Annotated in this window: 19 protein-coding genes and 5 pseudogenes; 20 read left to right on the forward strand and 4 right to left on the reverse strand. The window is 42.1% G+C overall.

Annotated elements, in window-relative coordinates; translation table 11 throughout:
• The first annotated feature begins 503 nt into the window (after positions 1-503).
• From DXA55_RS13245 to DXA55_RS19365, 12 genes and pseudogenes are all read left to right on the forward strand, one after another.
• Positions 504-929, forward strand: coding sequence for a GNAT family N-acetyltransferase (locus DXA55_RS13245; protein ID WP_117814420.1), 426 nt, complete (start codon positions 504-506; stop codon positions 927-929).
• Between the two features lie 45 nt (positions 930-974).
• On the forward strand, positions 975-1,586 hold the full coding sequence (locus DXA55_RS13250; RefSeq protein WP_055221231.1) for a GNAT family N-acetyltransferase: 612 nt from the start codon (positions 975-977) through the stop codon (positions 1,584-1,586).
• Positions 1,587-1,897: 311 nt separating this feature from the next.
• Complete coding sequence (locus DXA55_RS13255; protein ID WP_055221204.1) at positions 1,898-3,151, forward strand: ATP-binding protein; 1,254 nt, start codon at positions 1,898-1,900, stop codon at positions 3,149-3,151.
• Between the two features lie 155 nt (positions 3,152-3,306).
• Positions 3,307-3,618: pseudogene (locus tag DXA55_RS13260) on the forward strand (linear amide C-N hydrolase); the annotation flags it as partial.
• A 38-nt stretch (positions 3,619-3,656) separates the two neighbouring features.
• On the forward strand, positions 3,657-4,337 hold the full coding sequence (locus tag DXA55_RS13265; protein ID WP_055221206.1) for a GTP pyrophosphokinase: 681 nt from the start codon (positions 3,657-3,659) through the stop codon (positions 4,335-4,337).
• A gap of 35 nt (positions 4,338-4,372) precedes the next feature.
• Complete coding sequence (gene cls / locus DXA55_RS13270; RefSeq protein WP_117814421.1) at positions 4,373-5,932, forward strand: cardiolipin synthase; 1,560 nt, start codon at positions 4,373-4,375, stop codon at positions 5,930-5,932.
• 197 nt (positions 5,933-6,129) lie between these two features.
• A complete protein-coding gene (locus tag DXA55_RS13275; RefSeq protein ID WP_117814422.1) occupies positions 6,130-7,563 on the forward strand; it encodes a phospholipase D family protein in 1,434 nt (477 codons plus the stop codon).
• Entirely contained in the window at positions 7,542-8,252 is a 711-nt protein-coding gene (locus DXA55_RS13280; RefSeq protein ID WP_044024695.1) for a response regulator transcription factor, read from the forward strand. The genes DXA55_RS13275 and DXA55_RS13280 overlap by 22 nt, the downstream gene beginning before the upstream one ends.
• On the forward strand, positions 8,252-9,295 hold the full coding sequence (locus DXA55_RS13285) for a sensor histidine kinase (protein ID WP_055225915.1): 1,044 nt from the start codon (positions 8,252-8,254) through the stop codon (positions 9,293-9,295). The genes DXA55_RS13280 and DXA55_RS13285 overlap by 1 nt, the downstream gene beginning before the upstream one ends.
• Before the next feature lie 31 nt (positions 9,296-9,326).
• Positions 9,327-10,391 carry an FUSC family protein gene (locus DXA55_RS13290; RefSeq protein WP_117814423.1) on the forward strand — a complete coding sequence of 355 codons (1,065 nt, stop codon included), beginning with the start codon at positions 9,327-9,329 and terminating at the stop codon, positions 10,389-10,391.
• Entirely contained in the window at positions 10,381-10,953 is a 573-nt protein-coding gene (locus DXA55_RS13295) for a CDP-alcohol phosphatidyltransferase family protein (RefSeq protein ID WP_005335451.1), read from the forward strand. Before DXA55_RS13290 ends, DXA55_RS13295 begins: the two co-directional genes overlap by 11 nt.
• A gap of 472 nt (positions 10,954-11,425) precedes the next feature.
• Positions 11,426-11,572: pseudogene (locus tag DXA55_RS19365) on the forward strand (GNAT family N-acetyltransferase); the annotation flags it as partial.
• A gap of 495 nt (positions 11,573-12,067) precedes the next feature.
• On the opposite strand, the pseudogene DXA55_RS13310 reads toward DXA55_RS19365, so the two are convergent.
• From DXA55_RS13310 to DXA55_RS13315, 3 genes and pseudogenes are all read right to left on the reverse strand, one after another.
• Positions 12,068-12,316: pseudogene (locus DXA55_RS13310) on the reverse strand (ATPase); the annotation flags it as partial.
• Positions 12,317-12,352: 36 nt separating this feature from the next.
• The gene (locus tag DXA55_RS17345) at positions 12,353-12,646 is read right to left on the reverse strand and encodes a PAS domain S-box protein (RefSeq protein WP_199605822.1); all 294 of its coding nucleotides are present in this window, start codon (positions 12,644-12,646) and stop codon (positions 12,353-12,355) included.
• Positions 12,625-13,125 (reverse strand): GGDEF domain-containing protein, encoded by a 501-nt coding sequence (locus DXA55_RS13315; RefSeq protein WP_199605831.1) that lies wholly within the window; start codon positions 13,123-13,125, stop codon positions 12,625-12,627. The genes DXA55_RS17345 and DXA55_RS13315 overlap by 22 nt, the downstream gene beginning before the upstream one ends.
• A 26-nt stretch (positions 13,126-13,151) precedes the next feature.
• Between DXA55_RS13315 and DXA55_RS13320 the strand changes: the two genes are divergently transcribed.
• The 4 genes and pseudogenes from DXA55_RS13320 to DXA55_RS13335 all read left to right on the forward strand — a co-directional run bounded on the left by DXA55_RS13320 (position 13,152) and on the right by DXA55_RS13335 (position 16,390).
• Positions 13,152-13,331: a hypothetical protein gene (locus DXA55_RS13320; protein WP_055225919.1), complete on the forward strand. Its 180-nt coding sequence runs from the start codon at positions 13,152-13,154 to the stop codon at positions 13,329-13,331.
• On the forward strand, positions 13,315-13,998 hold the full coding sequence (locus tag DXA55_RS13325; protein ID WP_117510613.1) for a Crp/Fnr family transcriptional regulator: 684 nt from the start codon (positions 13,315-13,317) through the stop codon (positions 13,996-13,998). Before DXA55_RS13320 ends, DXA55_RS13325 begins: the two co-directional genes overlap by 17 nt.
• A 215-nt stretch (positions 13,999-14,213) precedes the next feature.
• Positions 14,214-15,846 (forward strand): annotated as a pseudogene (gene hcp, locus DXA55_RS19370) (hydroxylamine reductase).
• A gap of 214 nt (positions 15,847-16,060) precedes the next feature.
• Positions 16,061-16,390, forward strand: coding sequence for a cupin domain-containing protein (locus tag DXA55_RS13335; RefSeq protein WP_022462474.1), 330 nt, complete (start codon positions 16,061-16,063; stop codon positions 16,388-16,390).
• 93 nt (positions 16,391-16,483) lie between these two features.
• On the opposite strand, the gene DXA55_RS17350 is transcribed toward DXA55_RS13335, so the two are convergent.
• Positions 16,484-16,735: a hypothetical protein gene (locus tag DXA55_RS17350; protein ID WP_118697722.1), complete on the reverse strand. Its 252-nt coding sequence runs from the start codon at positions 16,733-16,735 to the stop codon at positions 16,484-16,486.
• Positions 16,736-17,316: 581 nt separating this feature from the next.
• Here DXA55_RS17350 and DXA55_RS13345 point away from each other — a divergent pair.
• From DXA55_RS13345 to DXA55_RS13360, 4 genes and pseudogenes are all read left to right on the forward strand, one after another.
• On the forward strand, positions 17,317-17,970 hold the full coding sequence (locus DXA55_RS13345; protein WP_022461580.1) for a YczE/YyaS/YitT family protein: 654 nt from the start codon (positions 17,317-17,319) through the stop codon (positions 17,968-17,970).
• A gap of 174 nt (positions 17,971-18,144) precedes the next feature.
• The gene (locus tag DXA55_RS13350; RefSeq protein WP_117814427.1) at positions 18,145-18,990 is read left to right on the forward strand and encodes a purine-nucleoside phosphorylase; all 846 of its coding nucleotides are present in this window, start codon (positions 18,145-18,147) and stop codon (positions 18,988-18,990) included.
• A 30-nt stretch (positions 18,991-19,020) separates the two neighbouring features.
• Positions 19,021-20,330: pseudogene (locus tag DXA55_RS13355) on the forward strand (amidohydrolase family protein).
• A 105-nt stretch (positions 20,331-20,435) separates the two neighbouring features.
• Positions 20,436-21,608, forward strand: a complete 1,173-nt coding sequence (locus DXA55_RS13360) for a BMP family lipoprotein (RefSeq protein ID WP_117814428.1) — start codon at positions 20,436-20,438, stop codon at positions 21,606-21,608.
• The last annotated feature ends 116 nt before the right edge of the window (positions 21,609-21,724 follow it).

Consider the following 21,724-nt stretch of genomic DNA (forward strand, 5'->3'; position numbering starts at 1 on the left):
TTTTACCATATCCATAATAATATATCAAACATTTGTTCTGTTTTATATTAAAAAAATTGCGCGTCTAACTCATCACTAAAGTAACGAGAATGCGACGCGCAGTTTTCAATTCTATTAGCTACAGCTAATGGTCAAACAGCAATGTCTGTTTGGAACTTTACTATCTATAAAAGTTCCAGGCAGGCATTTTTTATTTCCTGAATCCTGGAGGAAAGGAGTCAAGATGACTGAACCAAACAAGTGAAACGTCTGTTATTGAGAGGGTATGGGGAGATCCCCATCAAGATAAAACCCATAGGTTGACGGGAGGCAAAATGGCAATACCGTTAAACATGGGTGGATCTTGCTCTTATTTGTATCCCTCTATATAACGAAACGCTCAGAGGCTGTTTTACAGTGAGGGAAAAGAAAAAATATCAAAAAATTGATAATTAATGGTGAACTTGTGATAGAATGGAAAAAAGAGAAAAGCATAAAGGATGTAGTTGTGGAGAATATTTGTTATGATTAGAAAGTTGCTGAACGGAGATATCGATAGAGTCGCTGACATATGGTTAAAGACAAATCTGAAAGCACATTATTTTATTTCCAATCAATACTGGAAAAGTAATTATGAATTAGTAAAAGAAATGCTGTCACAATCCGAAGTCTATGTGTTTGAAGCAGATAAAATGATACAAGGATTTGTAGGACTAAATGATGAATATATCGAAGGTATTTTTGTCTCTGATGAAATGCAGTCATGTGGCATAGGTAAGCTTTTATTGGATTATATTAAGGATAAAAAAGTCAGCTTACGATTAAGTGTATATCAGAAGAATGCCAGAGCAATTTCTTTTTACCAAAGAGAAGGATTCATTATTCAATGTGAAGGTTTGGATGAAGATACTGGTGAAAAAGAGTACACTATGCTATGGAAACAAAAATAGAAATCGGAAGTTGTGGGAATTAGACGTTATGAGGAGCGTAAAAATATGAATGCTGACTTCAGAATAGACGGAAAAGTAATAGAAACAAAAAGGCTCATTCTTAGATCATTCAAACAAACAGATTTGGAGGATTTCTATGAGTATGCATCTGTCGAAGGTGTTGGGGAGATGGCAGGATGGAAACATCATGAAAATATTGCTGAATCTCAAAGTATTATGAATTCCTTTATCAGTGAGGATAAAGTATTTGCAATCTGCTTAAAGAAAAACAATAAAGTAATCGGTACTGTTGGCATAGAAAAATATGGGTTAGAAGATGCTTTGACAGAATTTAAGGATTATTACGGCAGAGAATTAGGATATGTTTTGAGTAAAGATTATTGGGGAAAAGGACTTATGCCCGAAGCCGTAAATGCAGTTAAAGATTATTTATTTGGCGAATTGGATTATGATTTTCTGATTTGTGGTTACTATGATTTCAATGAACAATCAAAACGAGTTCAGACAAAATGTGGCTTCAAACCATATCGTTCATTGGTCATGACAACGCAAATGGAGACAAAAGAACAAGGTACATTGATGTTGTTGCTGAATTCCAAGAAGAATATTAAATTAGTTTTTTCACATCCGGAAACCTTAATCTCCGAAAATTGGTAAAATCCAGTTTGTTAAACTGAATCCGAAAAGCATTAGGGCGCAGAGGAGATAGAATCCTTTGCGTAAAAGACTAACGAACATATTTAATGAAACATCGGAACCATCTTCTTTTTGTTGTCTACCTATAATAACGATTGGAGTAATCGATTATAGACACTGCAATCAAAAAAATCTGAAAATATATTTATCAACATTACATAAAAGTGTGTAGATGCACATAAAATGGGAATACATATTGAAATTCAGGTCGTTCTGTGATAGAATCTCATTACTAAAAAGTGTGTAGATGCACAGAAATGGGGAGTGTAACGATGGAGATTAAAAGAGACGCTTACCTACAGCAGCTGATCGAGCGAAAAGATAATGGAATGATAAAGGTGATTACCGGCATTCGTAGATGTGGCAAATCCTTTTTGCTGTTTACCATCTTTAAGAGATACTTACTGGAGAACGGCGTTGATGTTGATCATATTATTGAAATTGCATTGGATGGTATTGAGAACGAGGAATTAAGAGATCCCAAGGTATGCTTCAAGTACATCAAGGATGCCATGAAAGACGACGGGAAGTATTATCTCCTTTTGGATGAAGTGCAGTTCATGCCACGATTTGAGGAAGTGCTGAACAGCCTGCTCCGCATGAGCAATATTGATGTGTATGTCACCGGAAGTAATTCCAAGTTCCTGTCCAGCGACATTGTGACCGAATTCCGTGGCAGAGGTGATGAGATTAGAATCTACCCTCTCTCCTTTGCAGAGTTTTATTCTGTCTATGACGGCGATTATGATGATGCCTGGGATGACTACATGATCTACGGAGGATTGCCGCAGATCGTAAGTTTCCAGAGCGAACGACAGAAAGCGGACTATCTGAAGAACATCTTTGCAAATGTCTATCTGAAGGATGTTATTGAAAGAAATAAGATTCAGAACGTGGATGAGATTGGGATTCTGGTTGATGTGCTTGCATCTGCAATCGGCGCACCGACCAACCCTTCAAAGATTGCCAATACCTTTGCCAGTGAGCGCCAGATGACTTATGCTAATAAAACCATCTCCAAGCATATCGACCATTTGACAGATGCCTTTTTGATTTCCAAGGCAAGCCGATACGATATTAAGGGCAGAAAGTATATCGGTGCAAATCTGAAATACTACTTTACTGATCTGGGACTGAGAAATGCACGTCTGAATTTCAGGCAGCAGGAGCCTACTCATATCATGGAGAACATTGTTTATAACGAGCTGCTGATCCATGGCTACAATGTTGATGTGGGTGTCGTGGATATCTTCGATAAGGATAAAGAGGGCAAACGTGTTCGCAAGCAGTTGGAGGTTGACTTTGTGGTGAATCAAGGAAACCAGAGATACTATATCCAGGTTGCATATGACATGACTTCGGAAGAAAAACAGACGCAGGAGTTCAATTCTCTGCGTAATATCCCGGACTCTTTCAAGAAGATCGTCATTGTAAATGGTAGCAAAAAGCCTTGGAGAAATGATGAAGGTTTTGTCATCATGGGAATGAAGTATTTCTTGCTGAATGCGAATAGTCTGGAATTTTAAGTCGATTTGAGTTGTTGCTGTGGTGTTGTTCTATTTCAAAAAAGAGTGAAATGATATAAATAAGGCCACGGCTGATTTCATGTTGGAACAGCTGTGGCTCAGTTTATTTTTTTATCCGTACAAACGAGACTGTTCCGTAGATTATGTAGAACAGACGCTTTGTACGTGTAGCTTTTACAAAGGTAAATGCAATTTCAGGTGAATCAGAGGAAGAAAGCGTTAGCCAATTCTTCCACATTCTCGGATCTGTGGATCAGCAACGAGGATGTTGCGAAGTAGCGGATGGAAAATATGAAATCACATTGTATACGTCGTGTTGTAATGTTACAAAAGGTATTTATTATTACAATACTTATGAAAACCATCAGATCAGTGCAGTAGATATGCATGTAGAAAATCTGGATAGTGATAAAATGATTTGTTATCCAGTAATTCAAGGAGAACGAATCAACTATCAAAATAAATAATGTTTTGAAATCAGGGATGAGGTAGAAAGGAAAGTTCCATGACAAAAGATGAAGTAAAAAAACTCAAGATGAACAGTCCGGAATCACTACAGTTTTTAAATAATGCTACAAAATTTTATAATTTAATGATGATGTATCGTTGTGCTATTCGGGAGATACAAACTAAACTTGAGGTTTTGGATGATGAATTTTCAGTTGAGAACAATCGAAATCCTATTTCTTTTATAAAAACAAGAATTAAGAAGCCCAATAGTATTTACGATAAACTGCAGAAGATGGGATATGAATTTACAACAGAAAATATACAGACATATCTCAATGATGTAGCAGGCGTTCGAATAGTTTGTGCGTTTATTGACGATATTTATATGATATCAGATTTGATTACCCAACAGGATGATATTAAAGTTATTGAAATAAAAGATTATATAAAAAATCCAAAATCGAATGGTTATCGAAGCTATCATATGATTGTTGAAATACCAGTATTTTTTGCTAAGGGTAAAACACCTATGCGTGTAGAATTACAGATTCGAACCAATGGTATGGATTTCTGGGCAACATTGGAACATCAACTTCGCTATAAAAAAGGAATTGAAGAAATGCCTGGTTATGATGAGATAAGTGAAGAATTACTTCATTCTGCAAGAGCTATCATTGAAGCGGATAATGAAATGCAGAGAATAAAAGACAAAATTGGTATGTTTCATGAAATTTAGGCAGAAAACTGAGCAAGTAGGAAGGTGGAATATATATGAAGCAAGATACTTTAGAGGGCAAAGCAAAAACAAAAAATGGGGTAAAACGGCTGTGTTTTTCCATAGTCTGCATTCTTCTGGAAGTAATTTTTATTATTACTATCGTAACACGCTTGAATGAATATGCAGAAATTATAAATTTATTTACAAGGATTTTGAGTGGAATCTTGGTTTTGGGATTGTACGCATCAGATAAGACCTCTTCTATGAAAATGCCTTGGGTCATCTTAATTCTAATCTTCCCAATTATGGGTGTAGGCCTGTATTTGTTGATTGGTTTGAATGGTGGCACACATAAAATGCGTGAGCGATATGCAGAAATTGATAGCAAATTGTTACCAATGCTTCCTGACAATCAGGAGTGTTTGAGTAGAATAAAAGAAACGATTCCGAAAGCAGGAAATATCGCAAGTTACATACAAAGAAATTCGCAGTATCCAATCTATCAGAATACAGATATTGTGTATTTTGATGAAGCAGTGACAGGATTAGAGGCACAGCTTAAGGATTTGAAGAAAGCACAGAAATTTATCTTCATGGAATATCATGCGATAGAAGACGCTGAAGCATGGCATAAGATTCAAGATGTTCTGGAAGAGCGAGTAAAAGCAGGTGTGGAAGTTAGAGTATTCTATGATGATATGGGTTCTATAGGCTTTATTAATACAGATTTTGTGAAAAAAATGGAGCGAATAGGAATTCATTGCCGTGTATTCAATCCGTTTATGCCAGGTTTAAATCTGTTTTTGAACAACCGTGATCATAGAAAAATAACAGTTATTGATGGAAAAGTCGGATTTACAGGTGGATATAATCTCGCAAATGAATATTTTAATTACACACACCCGTACGGACAGTGGAAAGATACAGGTATTCGTTTAGAAGGAGATGCTGTTCAGTCGCTTACGGTGACATTTTTGGAAATGTGGAATGCAGTAAGTGATAAGGATGCTAATGATTCTGATTTTAGTAAATACCTTTTCCACTATGATTATGCGGCACAGCAAACTGGGTTTGTTCAACCTTATGCAGACAGCCCTATGGATAATGAGCAAGTAGGAGAAGAAGTTTATATCAGTATGATAAATAAAGCTGAAAAATATTGTTGGTTTATGACTCCATATCTAATCATAACAGATGAAATGACGCATGCGTTATGTCTGGCTGCTAAGCGAGGGGTAGACGTAAGAATTATCACACCTGGTATCCCTGATAAAAAATTCATTTATAATATAACTCGTTCTTTTTATCATGGATTGGTTAAACATGGTGTTCGTGTTTATGAGTGGACTCCTGGTTTCTGTCATGCAAAAATGAGTGTGGCAGATGACTGTATGGCAACTTGTGGAACAATTAATCTGGATTATCGAAGTTTATATCACCATTTTGAAAACGGCTGTTTTATGGCAGATTGTCAGGCAGTTGTGGAAATAAAAAATGATCTGATAAGAACGATGGGAGAATGTCGTGATGTGACAGACCAATATCAAACCGGACGAAGTGCATATTTGCGACTGGGACAATTATTTATGAGATTATTTGCTGGATTGCTATAAGAATCTGATGAAACGACCTTTCAAAAAACAGTTGATTTAGAAGTTAACTGTTTTTGAAAGGCCGTTTTTGCTATATCTAACAGTCTGTTGTACAAAGAAGATTTTGCATGGATGAAAAAACAAACCTTGTTGAGGTTAAATTGAGATTGACTTTGTATTGTATAAGTATGAAATAAAAAGGAATCAGGTGATGTACAATGAAAAAGTATAAAATATGTAAAATCCTTCTTGTTATACTGGCAGTTTTTTTATGTGTGGCTTTTTATGAATTGCTCGGAATCCGCGTTGCATATAAAAAGCAGCCGGAAGTGTCCAATACAACCAAAAAAGAAACAAAAAATGGGTCATGGAACGAATGCAGTGAAAATACAGAACGGGCAGTAATCATAGAAAAGAATCCAGAAGCGCTTTTACAAAGAGTGCGTTTGATCAAGAATGCAAAAAAGGAAATTATTCTTTCTACTTTTGCATTTCAATCCGATGAAAGTGGAAAATTGATTTTAGGAGCACTGCATGATGCGGCAGACAGGGGTGTACATATTCGTCTGTTAGTAGATGGAATGGAGAGCTGGATTGATATGGAAGGAAATCCGTATTTCTATGGATTATCTTCCCATGAGAATGTTGAAATTAAACTATATAATAAGGCCAATCCGTTGAAACCGTGGAAAATGATGGGTAGAATGCATGATAAATATTTGATTGCAGATGGAAAGAGATATATTCTTGGGGGAAGAAATACATACAATTATTTCCTGGGTGATTTTCCGGGACATAAGAACTATGACAGAGACGTGTTAGTGGTTTGCGATGAACCTGAGAAAGAAAATTCAGTTAACCAGTTGTTAGAGTATTTTGAAACGATATGGGAACAAGAAGACAGTGGTTATTTTCATGACAATAAAAAACTGGCAAATAGAAAATCTGTAAAGAACGCAGTTTTAGAGCTGCAGAACGGCTATCAGAAATATTTTGAAGAGAATAAGGAAAGAATCTGCGATACCGATTACACGGACGAAACTTTTGAGACAGAAAAGATTGCATTAGTGTCAAATCCTATCCACACAGGTTCCAAGGAACCAGTAGTCTGGTATCAACTGGGAGAACTAATGAAAAATGCAAAAGAGCGCGTGAAAATTCATACACCATATATTATTTGCAATGATATGATGTATAATACATGGAAAGAGATTGCGGAGAGAGTTCCGGATTTTTCTATCATGACCAATTCGGTTGCCAACAATGGAAATCCGTTTGGTTCTGCTGATTATGCGAGAAACAGAAACAGAATTTTAAATACAGGAATTGATATCTGGGAGTATGAAGGCGGCTATTCTTACCACGGAAAAAGCATCCTGATTGATGATGATCTATCCGTAATCGGTTCCTTTAACATGGATATGAGAAGCACGTATCTGGATACGGAACTGATGCTTGTAATACGTAGCAAAGAGATTAATAAACAGTTGGAAGAAGGCATGATGGAATATGAAAGAGTGTCCCGACAGGTATTGGAAGATGGAACCTATCGTGATCCATATCATGTAGAGCCAATCGAATTAACAAAGAAACGTCAGAGAAAAATATTTTTGGTACAGCATCTGCTTGGATGGGCAAGGTATCTGTTTTAATAAGGAGGAAGGAAAACGTGTTTCAAATATTGATTGTAGAAGATGATAAAGAATTAAGCCAGCTATTCCAAAAAGTGCTTGAGAAGAATGGATATCAGGTCAAAAGTGCATCGGATGGAGCACTGGCATTAGAAATATTGGATAAAGAGTATATTGATCTGATCATTTCCGATATTATGATGCCGGTTATGGATGGTTATGAACTGGTGTCGGAACTCCGTTCAGCAGGATATCAGATACCGGTACTTATGATCACTGCGAAAGGTTCCTTTGATGATATGCGCCAGGGATTTCTTTCGGGAAGTGACGATTATATGGTAAAACCGGTAAATGTGAATGAAATGGTTTTAAGAGTTGGAGCACTGCTTCGCCGTGCACAGATACTGAATGAACACAAAATTGTGATCGGTTCAACAGAGTTTGATTATGATGCAATGACGGTTACAACTGATAAGGAAAGTCTTGTTTTGCCTAAAAAAGAATTCCTGCTTTTATATAAGCTTGCAGCTTCGCCAGGCAGAACATTTACAAAACAACAGTTGATGGATGAAGTATGGGGATACGAGACGGAGGCAGACCCACATACGATAGAGGTACATATAGGAAGAATCAGAGAGCGTTTTAAAGATAACCCTGATTTTGAAATCGTAACAATGCGTGGAATTGGATACAAGGTGGTGAAAAAATAATGGAACAAAAGAAAGAAAAAGGATTGCGGATCCGATCCTGTCTGACTGGTGCAATCTGGCTGGCACTTGTATTTTCAACAGTCATATCTGCTTTATTATTTGCTTTTTTGAATCATTTTTTTAATCTGCCGGGCAGCATATCTGTGCTTGGCTGGCTTTTGATTTTCAATACATTGATTGCCGGGCTGATCACTTCCTTTATTAATGCAAAGTTACTGGAACCAATTACCAGACTTAGTAAAGCAATGAAGGAAGTTTCTCAGGGAGATTTTGAACAGCATTTGGAAACGAACAGCCGTATAGCAGAAGTCGGAGAATCTTATCAAAGTTTTAACGTTATGACAAAAGAACTTCGTGCAACAGAGGTGCTGCAGATGGATTTTGTATCTGATGTTTCTCATGAGTTTAAGACCCCGATTAATGCCATTGAAGGATATACAATGCTGCTTCAGGGAGAAGAACTGTCTCCGGATCAAGAGGAATATGTAGAAAAAATCTTATTTAACACCCAAAGACTTTCCGGATTGGTTGGTAATATTTTGCTGTTATCCAAGTTAGAGAATCAGAATATACCAATGAAAAAAACAGAATATCGTCTGGATGAACAGATCCGCCAGGCATTTCTTTCATTGGAAACAAAATGGACAGAAAAAGAAATTGGTTTTCAGGTAGAATTGGAGGAAGTTAAATATACTGGGAATGAAGGACTTTTTATGCATATCTGGATAAATCTTTTGGATAATGCGATTAAGTTCAGCCCTTCAAAGGGGACAATTACGATGTTTCTGAAACAAGAACAGGATTCTGTTAAGTTCATTCTGGAAGATGAAGGACCAGGAATAGAGGATGATGTAAAATCCAGAATATTTGACAAGTTCTATCAGGTAGATGGATCTCATAAAGCAGAAGGAAATGGCCTAGGTCTTGCACTTGTAAAACGGATTGTAGATAGTGCCGGAGGAACAATCAAAGCAGAAAACCGTGAATATGGTGGATGCAGATTTGTTGTAGAGCTTCCAATACAGAAAGATAAGGCCATATAAGTTTAAGAAAAACAGATAGAGGAGGAATTACATGACATTTTATCAGGAGTTGCAGTTAAATCAGGCAGGTTCTAAAAACCTGTTGAAAAAGAGTGAAACACTAAAAGAAAAATCATATCATATGTGGGTATATCTGGTGAAGATAGCTGCTACAATGGCATTTTGTTTTTGCTTTGTTAGTATTTTCAGTATCCTATTTGGAAATGAGAACAGCATTGTAGGTGTAGTAGTCTTATTATGTCTCATGGTGTTTAGAAATGCGGATCTGGGGATCCACACCGGACAATCTACGATGCTTTTGGCTTTGTTCTTTGTAATTATGACTGTATGTCCGCATTTAGCAAATCAGTTTTCACCGGTATTGGGAATGCTGTTAAATATTGCGGCACTGGCTGTGTTGATTCTGTTCGGATGCCATAATCCATTCATGTTTAATCAATCTACATTGGTTCTTGGGTATCTACTGCTATATGGTTATGATGTTACGGGAAAAAGCTATCAGATGCGATTAGTCGGAATGGCTTTAGGTGCAGCACTTACCTGCTTCGTATTTTATCGAAATCATAAAAACAGAACCTATAAAAGAAATCTGAAAGATCTGATACAAGAATTTGATATCACTTCTTCCAGAACAAAATGGCAGATATGTCAGATTTTATGCGTACCGATTGTCCTTTGCATTGCAGAACTTTGTAATATGCCACGTGCAATGTGGGCTGGTATTGCGGCCATGTCCACGATTTTGCCGTTTATGGAAGATATGCACTACAGAGTCCGTAAAAGGATTGTCGGAAATATTGCAGGTGTTATATGTTTTACAGTATTATATTTTCTGCTTCCTTCGTCAATCTATGCATATATAGGAATTCTTGGTGGAATCGGTGTAGGATTTTCAGCACAATATGGCTGGCAGGCAGTATTTAACACATTTGGTGCTTTAGCCATTGCTACAGAGACTTATGGACTACAAGGAGCGGTTAGTCTTAGAGTGATTCAAAATGTTTTTGGTGTTGTGTTTGCTTTAGCATTTTGTGTTATATTTTATTGGTTTATGTCTAAAAAAAAGGAAAGTAAGGTGACCGTACATGCAGAGTGAAGTGAATCAGGAAGAAAATTTGAATAGAATTATTACGGTTCCTAATCTTCTTTCTTTTTTTCGGCTTTGTCTGATTCCGGTAATTATATGGAGTTATTGTGTAAAGAAAAATCCTCTGTTAGCTGGTGAAATCTTATTGCTGTCTGGGCTTACGGATCTTGCTGATGGATATATCGCAAGAAGATTCCATAGGATTAGTAATTTAGGAAAAATACTTGATCCGGTGGCTGATAAGCTGACACAGGCAGCGATGTTAATCTGTCTGTTTACTCGTTTTCCGCATGTGCTTCTTTTAATCGTAATAATGGCAGGTAAGGAGCTGTATATGGTAGTCAGTGGATGTCTTGTGATACGAAAGACAGGAAAAGTACATGGTGCAGACTGGCATGGAAAGATAGTAACCTTTTTATTATATGGAACTGCAGCGGTGCATATTATATGGTTCCACATTACACCGATGGTATCAGATCTGTTGATTGGTTTGTGCGCTATAATGATGGTCATATCGGTCGCTCTGTATATTATCCAGAATACCAGGACTCTTAAGGGAGAGACTGTATAAGCAATTTTATATTGCAATGACTAGAAAAATATTTAGGAGAATCCTATAAAATGTCTGTGATTCAGTTCTTTATCTTTGTTTTTTGTTCTCATACTCCTCCTTGCGCTGAGACTATTCCTCCCACCGGGAGTCCACGTATTTCAATATCGGCTGTCCCTTCCGATATTAGAAATAGTGCTGTGAACACCTTTAGGTGGAACCAACAGACAAGTGAAACGTCTGTTATTGAGAGGGTATGGGGAGATCCCCATCAAGATAAAATCCATAGGTTGACGGGAGGCCAAATGGCAATACCGTTAAACATGGGTGGATCTTGCTCTTATTCGTATCCCTCTATATAACGAAACGCTCAGAGGCTGTTTTACAGTGGGGGAAAAGAAAAAATATCAAAAAAATGATGATTAATGGTGAGCTTGTGATAGAATAGATAAAGAGAAAAGCATAAAGGATGTTGTTGTGGAGAATATTTGTTATGATTAGAAAGTTGCTGAACAGAGATATCGATAGAGTCACTGACATATGGTTAAAGACAAATCTGAAAGCACATTATTTTATTTCCAATCAATACTGGAAAAGTGATTATGAATTAGTGAAAGAAATGATGTCACAATCCGAAGTTTGTTGAATTAAAAATGAAATAAAGTTCCAGTAATCATAGAGTGTATGGATTCAATTCCATATGCTCTTTTTCTTTACTTAATTTCATGAAAAATGTAAAAATCTAATGTTACGAGTTGCATTAAAAAAACTCGCAAGAAAACTCGTAAGAAAAAAAGTAAAAAAATTTGCTTTTGACCACTGTAAAACATGCTCTGAGCGTTTCGTTATATGAAGGGCTAATTTTTCTTTCATATTTCAAAGAAAAGAGGATAAAGAAATGTCAGAAAAAAGATGTTATTCTAATCTTCACAGAGAACGGATCAGCTACAGTGAAAAAGCTTTTGCTTGGGTTTGTCAGTTCGCATTTCTTGTCAAAAGACATCGGATCACAGTTCAGTACATCCATATAAAACTCTTTTCGTAGGATGCTTTGTCTGAATTCATCTGCAATCTCCGTCATAATAAAAATATCTCCATCATTTCAAAAGAGAATGCTGGAGATATTTCGCCTTGCTTATTCTTGTAGTAACCAATCGGCTATATCGTAAATTACGATTCCTTCATAGCTATATTGGGGATGTTTGGTTCTAGCAATAATCATTTTCGGATAAGCATCTCGAATCTGAAGCCGAGGAAAGCATTCTCTCTCAAATGTTTACTGCCCGGAAATGTTGTCGCTGATTTGAATATAAAACTTCTCGTTGCTTCTCTGCGCAACAAAGTCGATTTCCTTTTGATAGAGCTTGCCGACATAAACATTATATGAAAATAGATCATACGCTCTGTTTTTTGCAATATTTTATCTTGCGAATTTATCATTGTAACGAATATGCATATCTTCCCAATCCATGAACAATACATAAAATACTTTCCCGTATTGCGGACTCTCTACAATTCTTCCATGATCAAGAACAGAAAAATAAGTTCCGTCAGCTTTTCGAAGATGAAAGTGAATATAGTCATTTTCATTGACGTTGTCAATCTGTTCCCAGATACTCGATTCTATCTGTTGCTGTTCAGCTTCACGAATCAAGTTGCGAAAACTTTTCTCAGTAAGTCTGAACAGTTCATCTATATTTTTATATCCGGACATATGAAGAAATTCATCATTTGCAAAAATAGTTCATCATCTTCTTTGTCAGCTCTGTATATGATGAATGCACCTGGAAGATGTTCAGAGATATCCTTGAATGCGAATCCAAGTTGTTTGCGGGCACCTGACCGAAGTCCTTCTCTGTAGACCATACATCCATTTTTTCCATGAAGTTTTATTTCATAAAGAGCGGCATCTGCGAAGCGCATGAGCTGTGAACGATTGGATGCAAATGTTGGATATTCTGCATATCCTAGAGAAATATAAAATGCATGTTCCTTACCACGGTATGAGAATGATTTAGGAAGTTTGGTGAATTTCTGCAGCTGTATAGCTGCTTCTGCAAAGGTACAATTTGGTAAAAGAATGCAGAATTCGTCACCACCATTTCTTCCAAGTAATGCATCGGATAGACTTTTGTTTCCGGCATTAAAAATTCCATCGACATCCGTTTCTGCACACGGTATAATAGGTATCATGTAAAGAAAAAGGAGGTTGTTTTCTTATGTTATCCTGCACCTACGAAGTAGTCGCCATCGATGGTGATTACGCGCATTTACGCCGCAATGACATCGAACCGGAGGACAATGAAATGAAACTGGTTGCCCGCGCACTGCTGCCGCCGGAAATTATGGAGGGCAGTATTTTGAAATACGAGATGCTGCAGTATGAAATCATTGGCTGATGCTGTTTTTCCGGCCGAGGTGTTTTCTCTCCCGCTCTTTCATGGCATCTCGGAAACCGGGCGGACGGCTCTTGTTTCGAGCGGGTGGCTGCGGACGTGTTCGTTTGAGAAAAACCAGACCATTTATCACATGGGTGACCGCGTGTCCGAACTGGGGATTGTGCTGTCCGGCAGCGTTTTCGTGGAGAATACGGATCTCTGGGGCAACCGCAGTATCTTAAGCAAGATCACCCCCGGCCAGGTATTTGCCGAAACGTATGCCTTCTGTCGGGAGCCGATGATGGTGAATGTCACGGCAGCCGAAGCCTCGACGGTTCTCTTTTTCAATCTTCGAAACCTCGACCAGACCGCCGATGGTGATGATGCATGGCTGTCCCAGCTTCGCAGTAACATGCTCCGCATCTCCATGCAGAAAAATCTTACCCTCTCCAAACGCATTTTCTGCACTACACCAAAGACGATCCGCGAGCGCGTGCTGGTCTACCTCGCCGCGCAGTCTGCCAAAACCGGCGCCGACACCTTTACGATCCCCTTCGACCGCCAGGGCCTCGCCGACTACCTGAACCTCGACCGGAGCGCCCTCTCCAAAGAACTCGGAAAAATGCAGAAAGAGGGAATCCTCGAATTTCATAAAAACAAATTTACGCTGCGTCATCCGTCTCTCTAGGCGGTACCGCAGCGTAAATTTTTTACCGTTTCATCGTTTCAAATGCTTATTTTTCATAAACGAATATACACAAAAAGTATTTTCCGTGGTTATAACCACATACTTTTCCTGTTATATCCGATATTCTGTACGTGTAAATTATGAAACTCCGCGCAGATCTGTTTTTCCCTCTGCGCTTAACCCCTCGGAAATACCCTACAGGAGGAACTATTTTTATGGAACAGAATATGTTTTGCTACCAGTGTCAGGAAACTGCCGGCTGCTCCGGCTGTACAAAATCCGGTGTCTGTGGAAAGCGCCCGGAGACAGCGGCGCTGCAGGATCTGCTGATCTGGACGACGAAAGGACTTTCCGCCGTGACGACACAGCTCCGCCGCGAAGGAAAAACCGTCGATGCCAGCGTCAATCATCTCATCACCGAAAACCTGTTTACGACCATCACAAACGTGAACTTTGATGATGATACGATCCGCGCACGAATTGAGGCAACGCTTGAGACCAAAGCGCTTCTCGCTCAGCTTGCCGACTGCTCCGCTCTGCCGGAAGCCGCCCTCTGGAACGGCACAACCGATGAGTTTGCCGCAAAAGCAGTAACCGTCGGCGTACTTTCCACGGAAAATGAGGACATCCGCTCTTTACGCGAGCTCATCACCTACGGTCTGAAAGGACTTGCCGCGTACACCAGCCATGCCAATGTTCTCTTAAAAGAAAACGAGGAAATCGATGCCTTCCTGCAGCGTGCTCTCGCCGCAACGCTCGACGATTCCCTCTCTGCAGAGGAACTGACGGCTCTCGCACTCGAGACCGGCTCCTACGGCGTGCAGGGAATGGCACTGCTCGATGAGGCCAATACTTCCGCTTACGGCAATCCGGAGATCACCACCGTCGATCTCAGTGTCGGCACCCGCCGGGTATTCTCGTCTCCGGCCATGATCTGCGCGACCTCGAGATGCTGCTCGAGCAGACCGTGAACACCGGCATCGATGTTTACACCCACTCCGAAATGCTGCCTGCACACTACTATCCGGCGTTCAAAAAATATGAACATTTTAAGGGAAATTATGGTAACGCCTGGTGGAAACAGAAAGAAGAATTTGAAGCCTTCAACGGCCCGATTCTGATGACGACGAACTGTATCGTGCCGCCGAAGGACAGCTACAAAAACCGTATTTACACAACCGGAGCGGTTCGTTATCCGGGATGCCCGCACATCGACGGCGTCATCGGTGAGACAAAAGATTTCTCTCTGCTCATCGAACAGGCAAAGCACTGCGCACCGCCGACGGAACTCGAGCAGGGAACCATTGTCGGAGCTTCGCCCATGCACAGGTACTCGCCCTGGCAGACCAGATCGTCGATGCCGTGAAATCCGGCGCGATCAAAAAATTCGTTGTCATGGCTGGATGTGACGGCCGTGCAAAGAGCCGCAGCTATTACTCTGATTTTGCACAGGCACTGCCGAAAGACACCGTGATTCTGACCGCCGGCTGTGCAAAATACAAATACAACAAGCTGAACCTCGGCGACATCAACGGCATTCCGCGCGTCCTCGATGCCGGCCAGTGCAATGATTCCTACTCTCTTGCCGTGATTGCACTGAAATTAAAGGAGGTCTTCGGCCTCGACGATATCAACGATCTGCCGATCATCTACAATATTTCCTGGTACGAGCAGAAAGCTGTGATTGTTCTTCTGGCACTGCTGTCGCTCGGTGTCAAGAACATCCACCTCGGCCCGACACTTCCGGCATTTTTAAGCCCGAATGTTGCAGCTCTTCTTGTTGAAAACTTCGGCATCGCCGGAATCGATACCGTTGAAAACGATATGGAATTGTTTTTCGGGAAATAAAGAAAACCCCTTGCTTTCTTTCATTTTTCCACGTATACTGTATATGTTCAGACAAAAATATCTTTGAATTTGGGCATATCAGAAAACGGACCTCAGATTCCATTTCTATACACGCCCGACACCGATGAGTCATCTCATCTTAATCACACATTTTAGAACGTGCCTGGGAATTTTTTCAGACACGTTCTCATTCTATCACGGAGATTTATGAACTATGAGCATCATGAAAAATATCAATAAAGCCAAGGTTATGGTCTTAAAAGATCAGGTTTCCTACCAGGAAGGCCAGATCGTCAGCAAAACACTGGTACAGAATGAATCCGTCAGCATCACCTTATTTGCCTTCGACAAAGGCGAAGAAATCAGCACCCACGAGTCCGGCGGCGACGCCTTCGTCACCTGCCTCGACGGAACCGGTGAAATCACCATCGACGGCGTAAAATACGAACTCCACGAAGGCGAATCCATCGTCATGCCGGCAAAACATCCGCATGCAGTGTATGGCAAAGAGCAGTATAAGATGCTTCTGGTAGTGGTATTCTAACGTATCCTTTTTGAACCAATTATTGATATGCCTGGCAATAGGGCAGCATGCCTCAGGATTTCCTGTGGTATGCTGCCTTGCTTTTTTATTCATTTACGCCTTTTCTATCAGGCATTCATTCTTTTTGGTCTTTTTATCATAATTAATTCCAACCAGTAGAATATCTCCAATATACGGTTCCAATGATGCAATGTACTTTTTCTCTTTGATCTGATCCGTCTCCACCCACAGATGGGCTATGAGCTCCTCAGCAAATGGGATTCCACAAGACCATACGCCGAGGCGGCGCTCTACCACCATCTCTGGTACGACGAAAAAGGCGGCTATCCGCGCGAGTATACCCATAAAGGCAACGACAACGCCATTCTCTACCAGATCCTCACCTGCGCCGATTGTCTCGGTGCGCCAACCGATTCCGTCGGGCGGCTGATCACCGCGGAACGCGAACAGTTATACCGCGAAGTCTTCGGTAAAAACGTGGAGCTGGTTCTATAACTTTGGTTTCTGTTTATGGCGTTAATTCGTATATCCGTATATTGTAGTTCTTTTCAAGACTCTGTCCGTCTCGCGTGGACACATTGTAAAATGCACAAATTTCATTCAGCTTACATGTTCATTTCGTTAATTTGTTAATGAACGTGTTTTTTCAATTTTATGTTTTGTGTTAATTTATGTTCATTTATTATTCATCATTTTGTGAACATTAAGTTGACATCATCAAAAGAAAATAGTTTACATTTTGGAAAAAATATACTAAAATAACAGAAACGGTCAAATCTCCGCCGAAAAAAACGGCGGAGATTTTTCTGGAAAGAAGGGCGAAAAACGTGTTGGAAAGACGATCGAAAAATTTCGAAGAAAATGCGTAGAAAATCCGCCCGAAAAGGTGAAAAGCCAAGCATAAATCACAGGGAGGAACTCATACTATGAAAGAAATCATCCAGGGCTTCTACCAGAAGAAACATTTCTGGACCCGCCTGATTCTGGTCATCGCTGCCGTCATCCTGATGGGCTTTGCGCTCTCATGGCTGCTTCTCGTCGATCTCGGCACCGATCCGTGTACCTTGTTAAACCAGACCATCTCCACCCGCCTCGGCATCAGCATCGGAAACTGGCAGGCGCTCTTCAATACCGTCCTGCTCATCTTCGTTATCATTTTCGGCGGCAGAAACTTAGGCTTCGGAACCCTCGCAAACATGTTTCTCGTGGGATATTCCATCGACTTTTTCTCCTGGATCTGGGCGAAAGTCCTTCCGGCAGACCTCTTCACCTCGATGGGTGTGCGAATCGCCGTGCTGATCCCGGCGCTGATCCTGTTTATCCTTGCCGCATCCTTCTATATGGATGTTGATATGGGAACTGCACCGTACGACGCAGTATCCTTCATTATCTCCACCCACCTGCCGAACGTTTCGTTCCGTGTGATCCGCATCGTCTACGACTTCGTTGTCACCGCGATCGCCGTTCTGCTCGGCGGAAAACTCGGCATTGTTACCGTGCTGATGGTTATTACCCTCGGCCCGGTCATTGAATGGCTGGGAAATATCATGAAACAGCATCTGAATATTTTTGATGACTGAAATCATTGCTTTTCCGCGCTTTCTATACTACAATAGAACTACCAGATGATCTTTTTTCTAAAAGAAAAGCCTGCCTCCGGGACTCACATCTCTGTGGCAGGCTTTTCTTCCCTAAAAATAGCCGAAAAAAGACTCAAAAAGCAGAAAATCATTTATATTAAGGAGGTTTTTCCTATGAGCAACACCCCAAACCCTGTTTACGAAAAACTGATGAAATGCTACGAGAGCTTCCGCTCCCAGATCGATTTCCAGCCGGAAGTCGCACTGATTCTCGGTTCCGGCCTCGGTGATTTTGCGAATGATATCCGCGTTACCGCAACCCTCGATTACCACGATATCGAAGGCTTCCCGGTTTCCACTGTTCCGGGCCACGCGGGCCGTTTTATCTTCGGCTACGTCGGCGATGTGCCGGTTGTCTGCATGCAGGGCCGCGTTCATTATTATGAAGGCTATCCGATGACCGACGTCGTTCTCCCGACCCGCCTCATGAAGCTGATGGGCGCAAAAGCACTGTTCTTAACCAACGCCGCCGGCGGCATCAAACAGGGCACAAAACCAGGCTCTCTGATGCTGTTAAACGGCCAGATCGCCTGCTTCGTTCCATCTCCGCTTATCGGGCCGAACATCGACGAGCTCGGCACCCGTTTCCCGGATATGAGCCAGATCTACGACCTTGAATTCCAGAAAATCGCACGGAAAGCCGCAGCCTGCCTTGATATCGACCTGATGGAAGGCGTTTATCTGCAGCTCACCGGCCCGCAGTACGAGTCCCCGCAGGAAATCGCCATGTGCCGCACCCTCGGCGCAGACGCGGTCGGCATGAGCACCGCCTGCGAAGCCATCGCTGCACGCCATATGGACATGCGCGTCATCGGTATTTCCTGCATTACCAATCTTGCCGCCGGCATCTCCCCGCAGCCTCTGTGCCATGCGGAAGTTCAGGAGGCAGCTGACATGGTTGCACCGCAGTTCAAAAAACTCGTTGCCGCAACGATTCAGGGCATCGCAAAGACACTGTAAACAGCACGTAAAATAAAGGAGAGATCTTTTTTGAATACACGTTTTTACAACGCCAAAATTCTCGTACTCGACGCTGAAAACCATTTTTCCATCGCCGAAGACGAACTTCATGTCACCGGCGACACCATCACCTATATCGGACCTGGTAGAAAAGCAGATCCAGATGCCGCAGAGACCCCTGTCTTCGACCGCGAAATTGACGCCCGCGGCAATCTCCTGATCCCAGGCTTTAAAAACGCACACACACACACACCGATGACCTTCCTCCGCTCCTACGCGGACGATCTCCCGCTCCACGAATGGCTCGAGCGCCAGGTCTTCCCGAACGAGGCAAAGCTCGCCGGGGACGACGTTACTGGCTCAATATCCTCGGCATCATGGAATATCTGACGAGCGGCATCACCTCCAATTTCGACATGTACATCCAGCAGAAAAACAGCATCGCTGCCACGGTCGACACCGGATTCCGCACCGTTCTTACCAGCGGTCTCAACAACTTCGTCGACAGCCCGGAAATTCTCGAAGAGATGTATAACTATGTCAACAAACTCTCCGACCGCACCTCGTATCTGCTCGGTTTCCACGCCGAATATACGACCGGCGGCCCGCTTCTTGAATCCGTTGCCAAACTCGCCGAAAAATACCATTCCCCTGTCTGGACACACAACGCCGAAACAAAAAGCGAAGTCGAGGGCTGTAAAGAGCGCTGGGGACTCACCCCGACACAGCTGATGGAACGCTTAGGCATGTTCCAGTACGGAGGCGGCGGCTACCACTGCATCTGGATGGAGGACCGCGATTTTGAGATCTTCCGTGACCGGAAACTGACGGCCGTTACCAATCCCTCCTCAAACCTGAAGCTCGCCTCCGGCATCTGCCCGCTGAAGCGTTTTTACGATAACGGCATCAACCTCGCCATCGGCACTGACGGGCCAGCCAGCAACAACTGCCTCGACATGTTCCGCGAAATGTTCCTGACCACCGGTCTTTCCAAAGTCCGTGAGATGGACGCCGCAGGAATCCCGGCTGATGCGATACTCTACATGGCAACCGCAGGCGGCGCACACGCGATGCAGCTTACTGACTGCGACCGTCTCGCTGCCGGCAAAAAGGCCGATCTCGTCATGATTGACCTCCATCAGCCGAACATGCAGCCGGAGAATAATCTGATCAAAAACCTCGTTTACAGCGGCAGCAAACAGAACGTAAAGCTTACCATGGTAAACGGTCAAATCCTCTACGAAAACGGCGAATTCCATATCGGCTTTGACCCGGAAGAAATTTATGCAAGATCCAACGCCATTATCCGAAGAATTTCCGGCTCGCATGCAGATAATTAGTGGATTTCACGCAGTTTTTCCTTTGCTTGACATACTTTTTTCTTTTATATTATAATGTAGCCATACACGCAAAAACGCTGTACCTCTTGAAAGGAGAATACTATTATGAAAAAGAAGGTAGTTAGCTTACTGCTTGCAGCCGCCATGACAACTGCTGCACTCGCAGGATGCGGTTCCTCCAACGGCTCCTCTTCCTCCGACGCATCCACAGGCGCCGATTCCACCAGCGCAACTTCCGCTTCTGCTTCCACAGATGGAGAAAAAAAAGACGCCGCAGGTGAGAAAATTGCCATGATCACAGACTCCGGAGATATCACCGACGAATCCTTCAACCAGATCACCTGGGAAACGGTATGCGCCTACGGCGATGCAAACGGCGTAGAGTACGAGTACTACAAACCGGCAGAGGATACCGATGAAGAGCGTATCAACTCCATCGATCTTGCTGTTTCCGAGGGTGCTACCGTTGTTGTAATGCCAGGTTACCTGTTCGGACCTGCCATCGCTGAAGAGCAGGACACCTATCCGGATGTAACCTTCATCGCAGTCGATGTTACCGAAGGTGATATTGTAAAAAACGGCAAAGCTGTTGATCTCGGAAAGAACGTGTACATCTGCTCCTTCGAAGAAGAGCAGGCCGGCTACCTGGCTGGATACGCTGCAGTAAAAGACGGCTACACAAGTCTTGGTTTCCTCGGCGGTATCGCTGTTCCGGCCGTTATCCGTTTCGGTTACGGTTATGTACAGGGTATCAACGCTGCTGCTGAAGAAGACGGCGTAGATGTAAACGTAAAATATTACTATGGCGGCCAGTTCTACGGCGATGACTCCATCACCGCCCGTATGGAGGGCTGGTATGCAGACGGAACACAGGTTGTATTCGCCTGCGGCGGCGGTATCTGGACATCTGCTCTGGATGCAGCTGAGACACACGACGGAAAAGTTATTGGTGTAGACGTTGACCAGCGTTCCAAAATCGGCGAGCGCTGCCTGACTTCCGCTATGAAAGGTCTTCCAAGCGCCATCAACAACGCTCTGGATTCCTACTTCAACGGAAACTTCTCTGAACTTGGCGGAACTGCTCAGCAGCTTGGACTGAAAGACGGAGATTACATCGGCCTTCCTACCGATTCCGAATCCTGGGGATTCACAACCTTCACACAGGATCAGTATGAAACTGTACTGGCTGGTATCCGCGATGGTTCCATCGAAATCTCCAGCGATACAGAAAATCAGCCGGAAGTAGGCTCTCACGTAACCGTTGATTACATCAGCTAATGTGCATACTGTTTCTGTAACAATATGCCTTTTGGGGAAGAGAATATTATTTCTCTTCCCCTTTTTTTCTGTCACACAAAATGCTATACTAGACATAATGAAAGCCCGCAGTTCTG

The organism is Blautia sp. OF03-13 (assembly GCF_003460685.1).
Classification (GTDB): domain Bacteria; phylum Bacillota; class Clostridia; order Lachnospirales; family Lachnospiraceae; genus Fusicatenibacter; species Fusicatenibacter saccharivorans.

Excerpts from the sequence above, each read along its gene's own strand:
- DXA55_RS13265 (WP_055221206.1), top strand. The coding sequence starts at position 3,657 with ATGACAAAAGATGAAGTAAAAAAACTCAAGATGAACAGTCCGGAATCA.
- DXA55_RS13245 (WP_117814420.1), top strand. The coding sequence starts at position 504 with ATGATTAGAAAGTTGCTGAACGGAGATATCGATAGAGTCGCTGACATA.
- DXA55_RS17345 (WP_199605822.1), bottom strand. The coding sequence starts at position 12,646 with ATGTCCGGATATAAAAATATAGATGAACTGTTCAGACTTACTGAGAAA.
- DXA55_RS13335 (WP_022462474.1), top strand. The coding sequence starts at position 16,061 with ATGAGCATCATGAAAAATATCAATAAAGCCAAGGTTATGGTCTTAAAA.
- DXA55_RS13250 (WP_055221231.1), top strand. The coding sequence starts at position 975 with ATGAATGCTGACTTCAGAATAGACGGAAAAGTAATAGAAACAAAAAGG.
- DXA55_RS13360 (WP_117814428.1), top strand. The coding sequence starts at position 20,436 with ATGAAAAAGAAGGTAGTTAGCTTACTGCTTGCAGCCGCCATGACAACT.
- DXA55_RS13255 (WP_055221204.1), top strand. The coding sequence starts at position 1,898 with ATGGAGATTAAAAGAGACGCTTACCTACAGCAGCTGATCGAGCGAAAA.
- DXA55_RS13275 (WP_117814422.1), top strand. The coding sequence starts at position 6,130 with ATGAAAAAGTATAAAATATGTAAAATCCTTCTTGTTATACTGGCAGTT.
- DXA55_RS17350 (WP_118697722.1), bottom strand. The coding sequence starts at position 16,735 with ATGGGTATACTCGCGCGGATAGCCGCCTTTTTCGTCGTACCAGAGATG.
- DXA55_RS13345 (WP_022461580.1), top strand. The coding sequence starts at position 17,317 with ATGAAAGAAATCATCCAGGGCTTCTACCAGAAGAAACATTTCTGGACC.
- DXA55_RS13325 (WP_117510613.1), top strand. The coding sequence starts at position 13,315 with ATGAAATCATTGGCTGATGCTGTTTTTCCGGCCGAGGTGTTTTCTCTC.
- DXA55_RS13285 (WP_055225915.1), top strand. The coding sequence starts at position 8,252 with ATGGAACAAAAGAAAGAAAAAGGATTGCGGATCCGATCCTGTCTGACT.
- DXA55_RS13320 (WP_055225919.1), top strand. The coding sequence starts at position 13,152 with ATGTTATCCTGCACCTACGAAGTAGTCGCCATCGATGGTGATTACGCG.
- DXA55_RS13290 (WP_117814423.1), top strand. The coding sequence starts at position 9,327 with ATGACATTTTATCAGGAGTTGCAGTTAAATCAGGCAGGTTCTAAAAAC.
- DXA55_RS13315 (WP_199605831.1), bottom strand. The coding sequence starts at position 13,125 with ATGATACCTATTATACCGTGTGCAGAAACGGATGTCGATGGAATTTTT.
- DXA55_RS13280 (WP_044024695.1), top strand. The coding sequence starts at position 7,542 with ATGGGCAAGGTATCTGTTTTAATAAGGAGGAAGGAAAACGTGTTTCAA.
- DXA55_RS13295 (WP_005335451.1), top strand. The coding sequence starts at position 10,381 with ATGCAGAGTGAAGTGAATCAGGAAGAAAATTTGAATAGAATTATTACG.
- cls (WP_117814421.1), top strand. The coding sequence starts at position 4,373 with ATGAAGCAAGATACTTTAGAGGGCAAAGCAAAAACAAAAAATGGGGTA.
- DXA55_RS13350 (WP_117814427.1), top strand. The coding sequence starts at position 18,145 with ATGAGCAACACCCCAAACCCTGTTTACGAAAAACTGATGAAATGCTAC.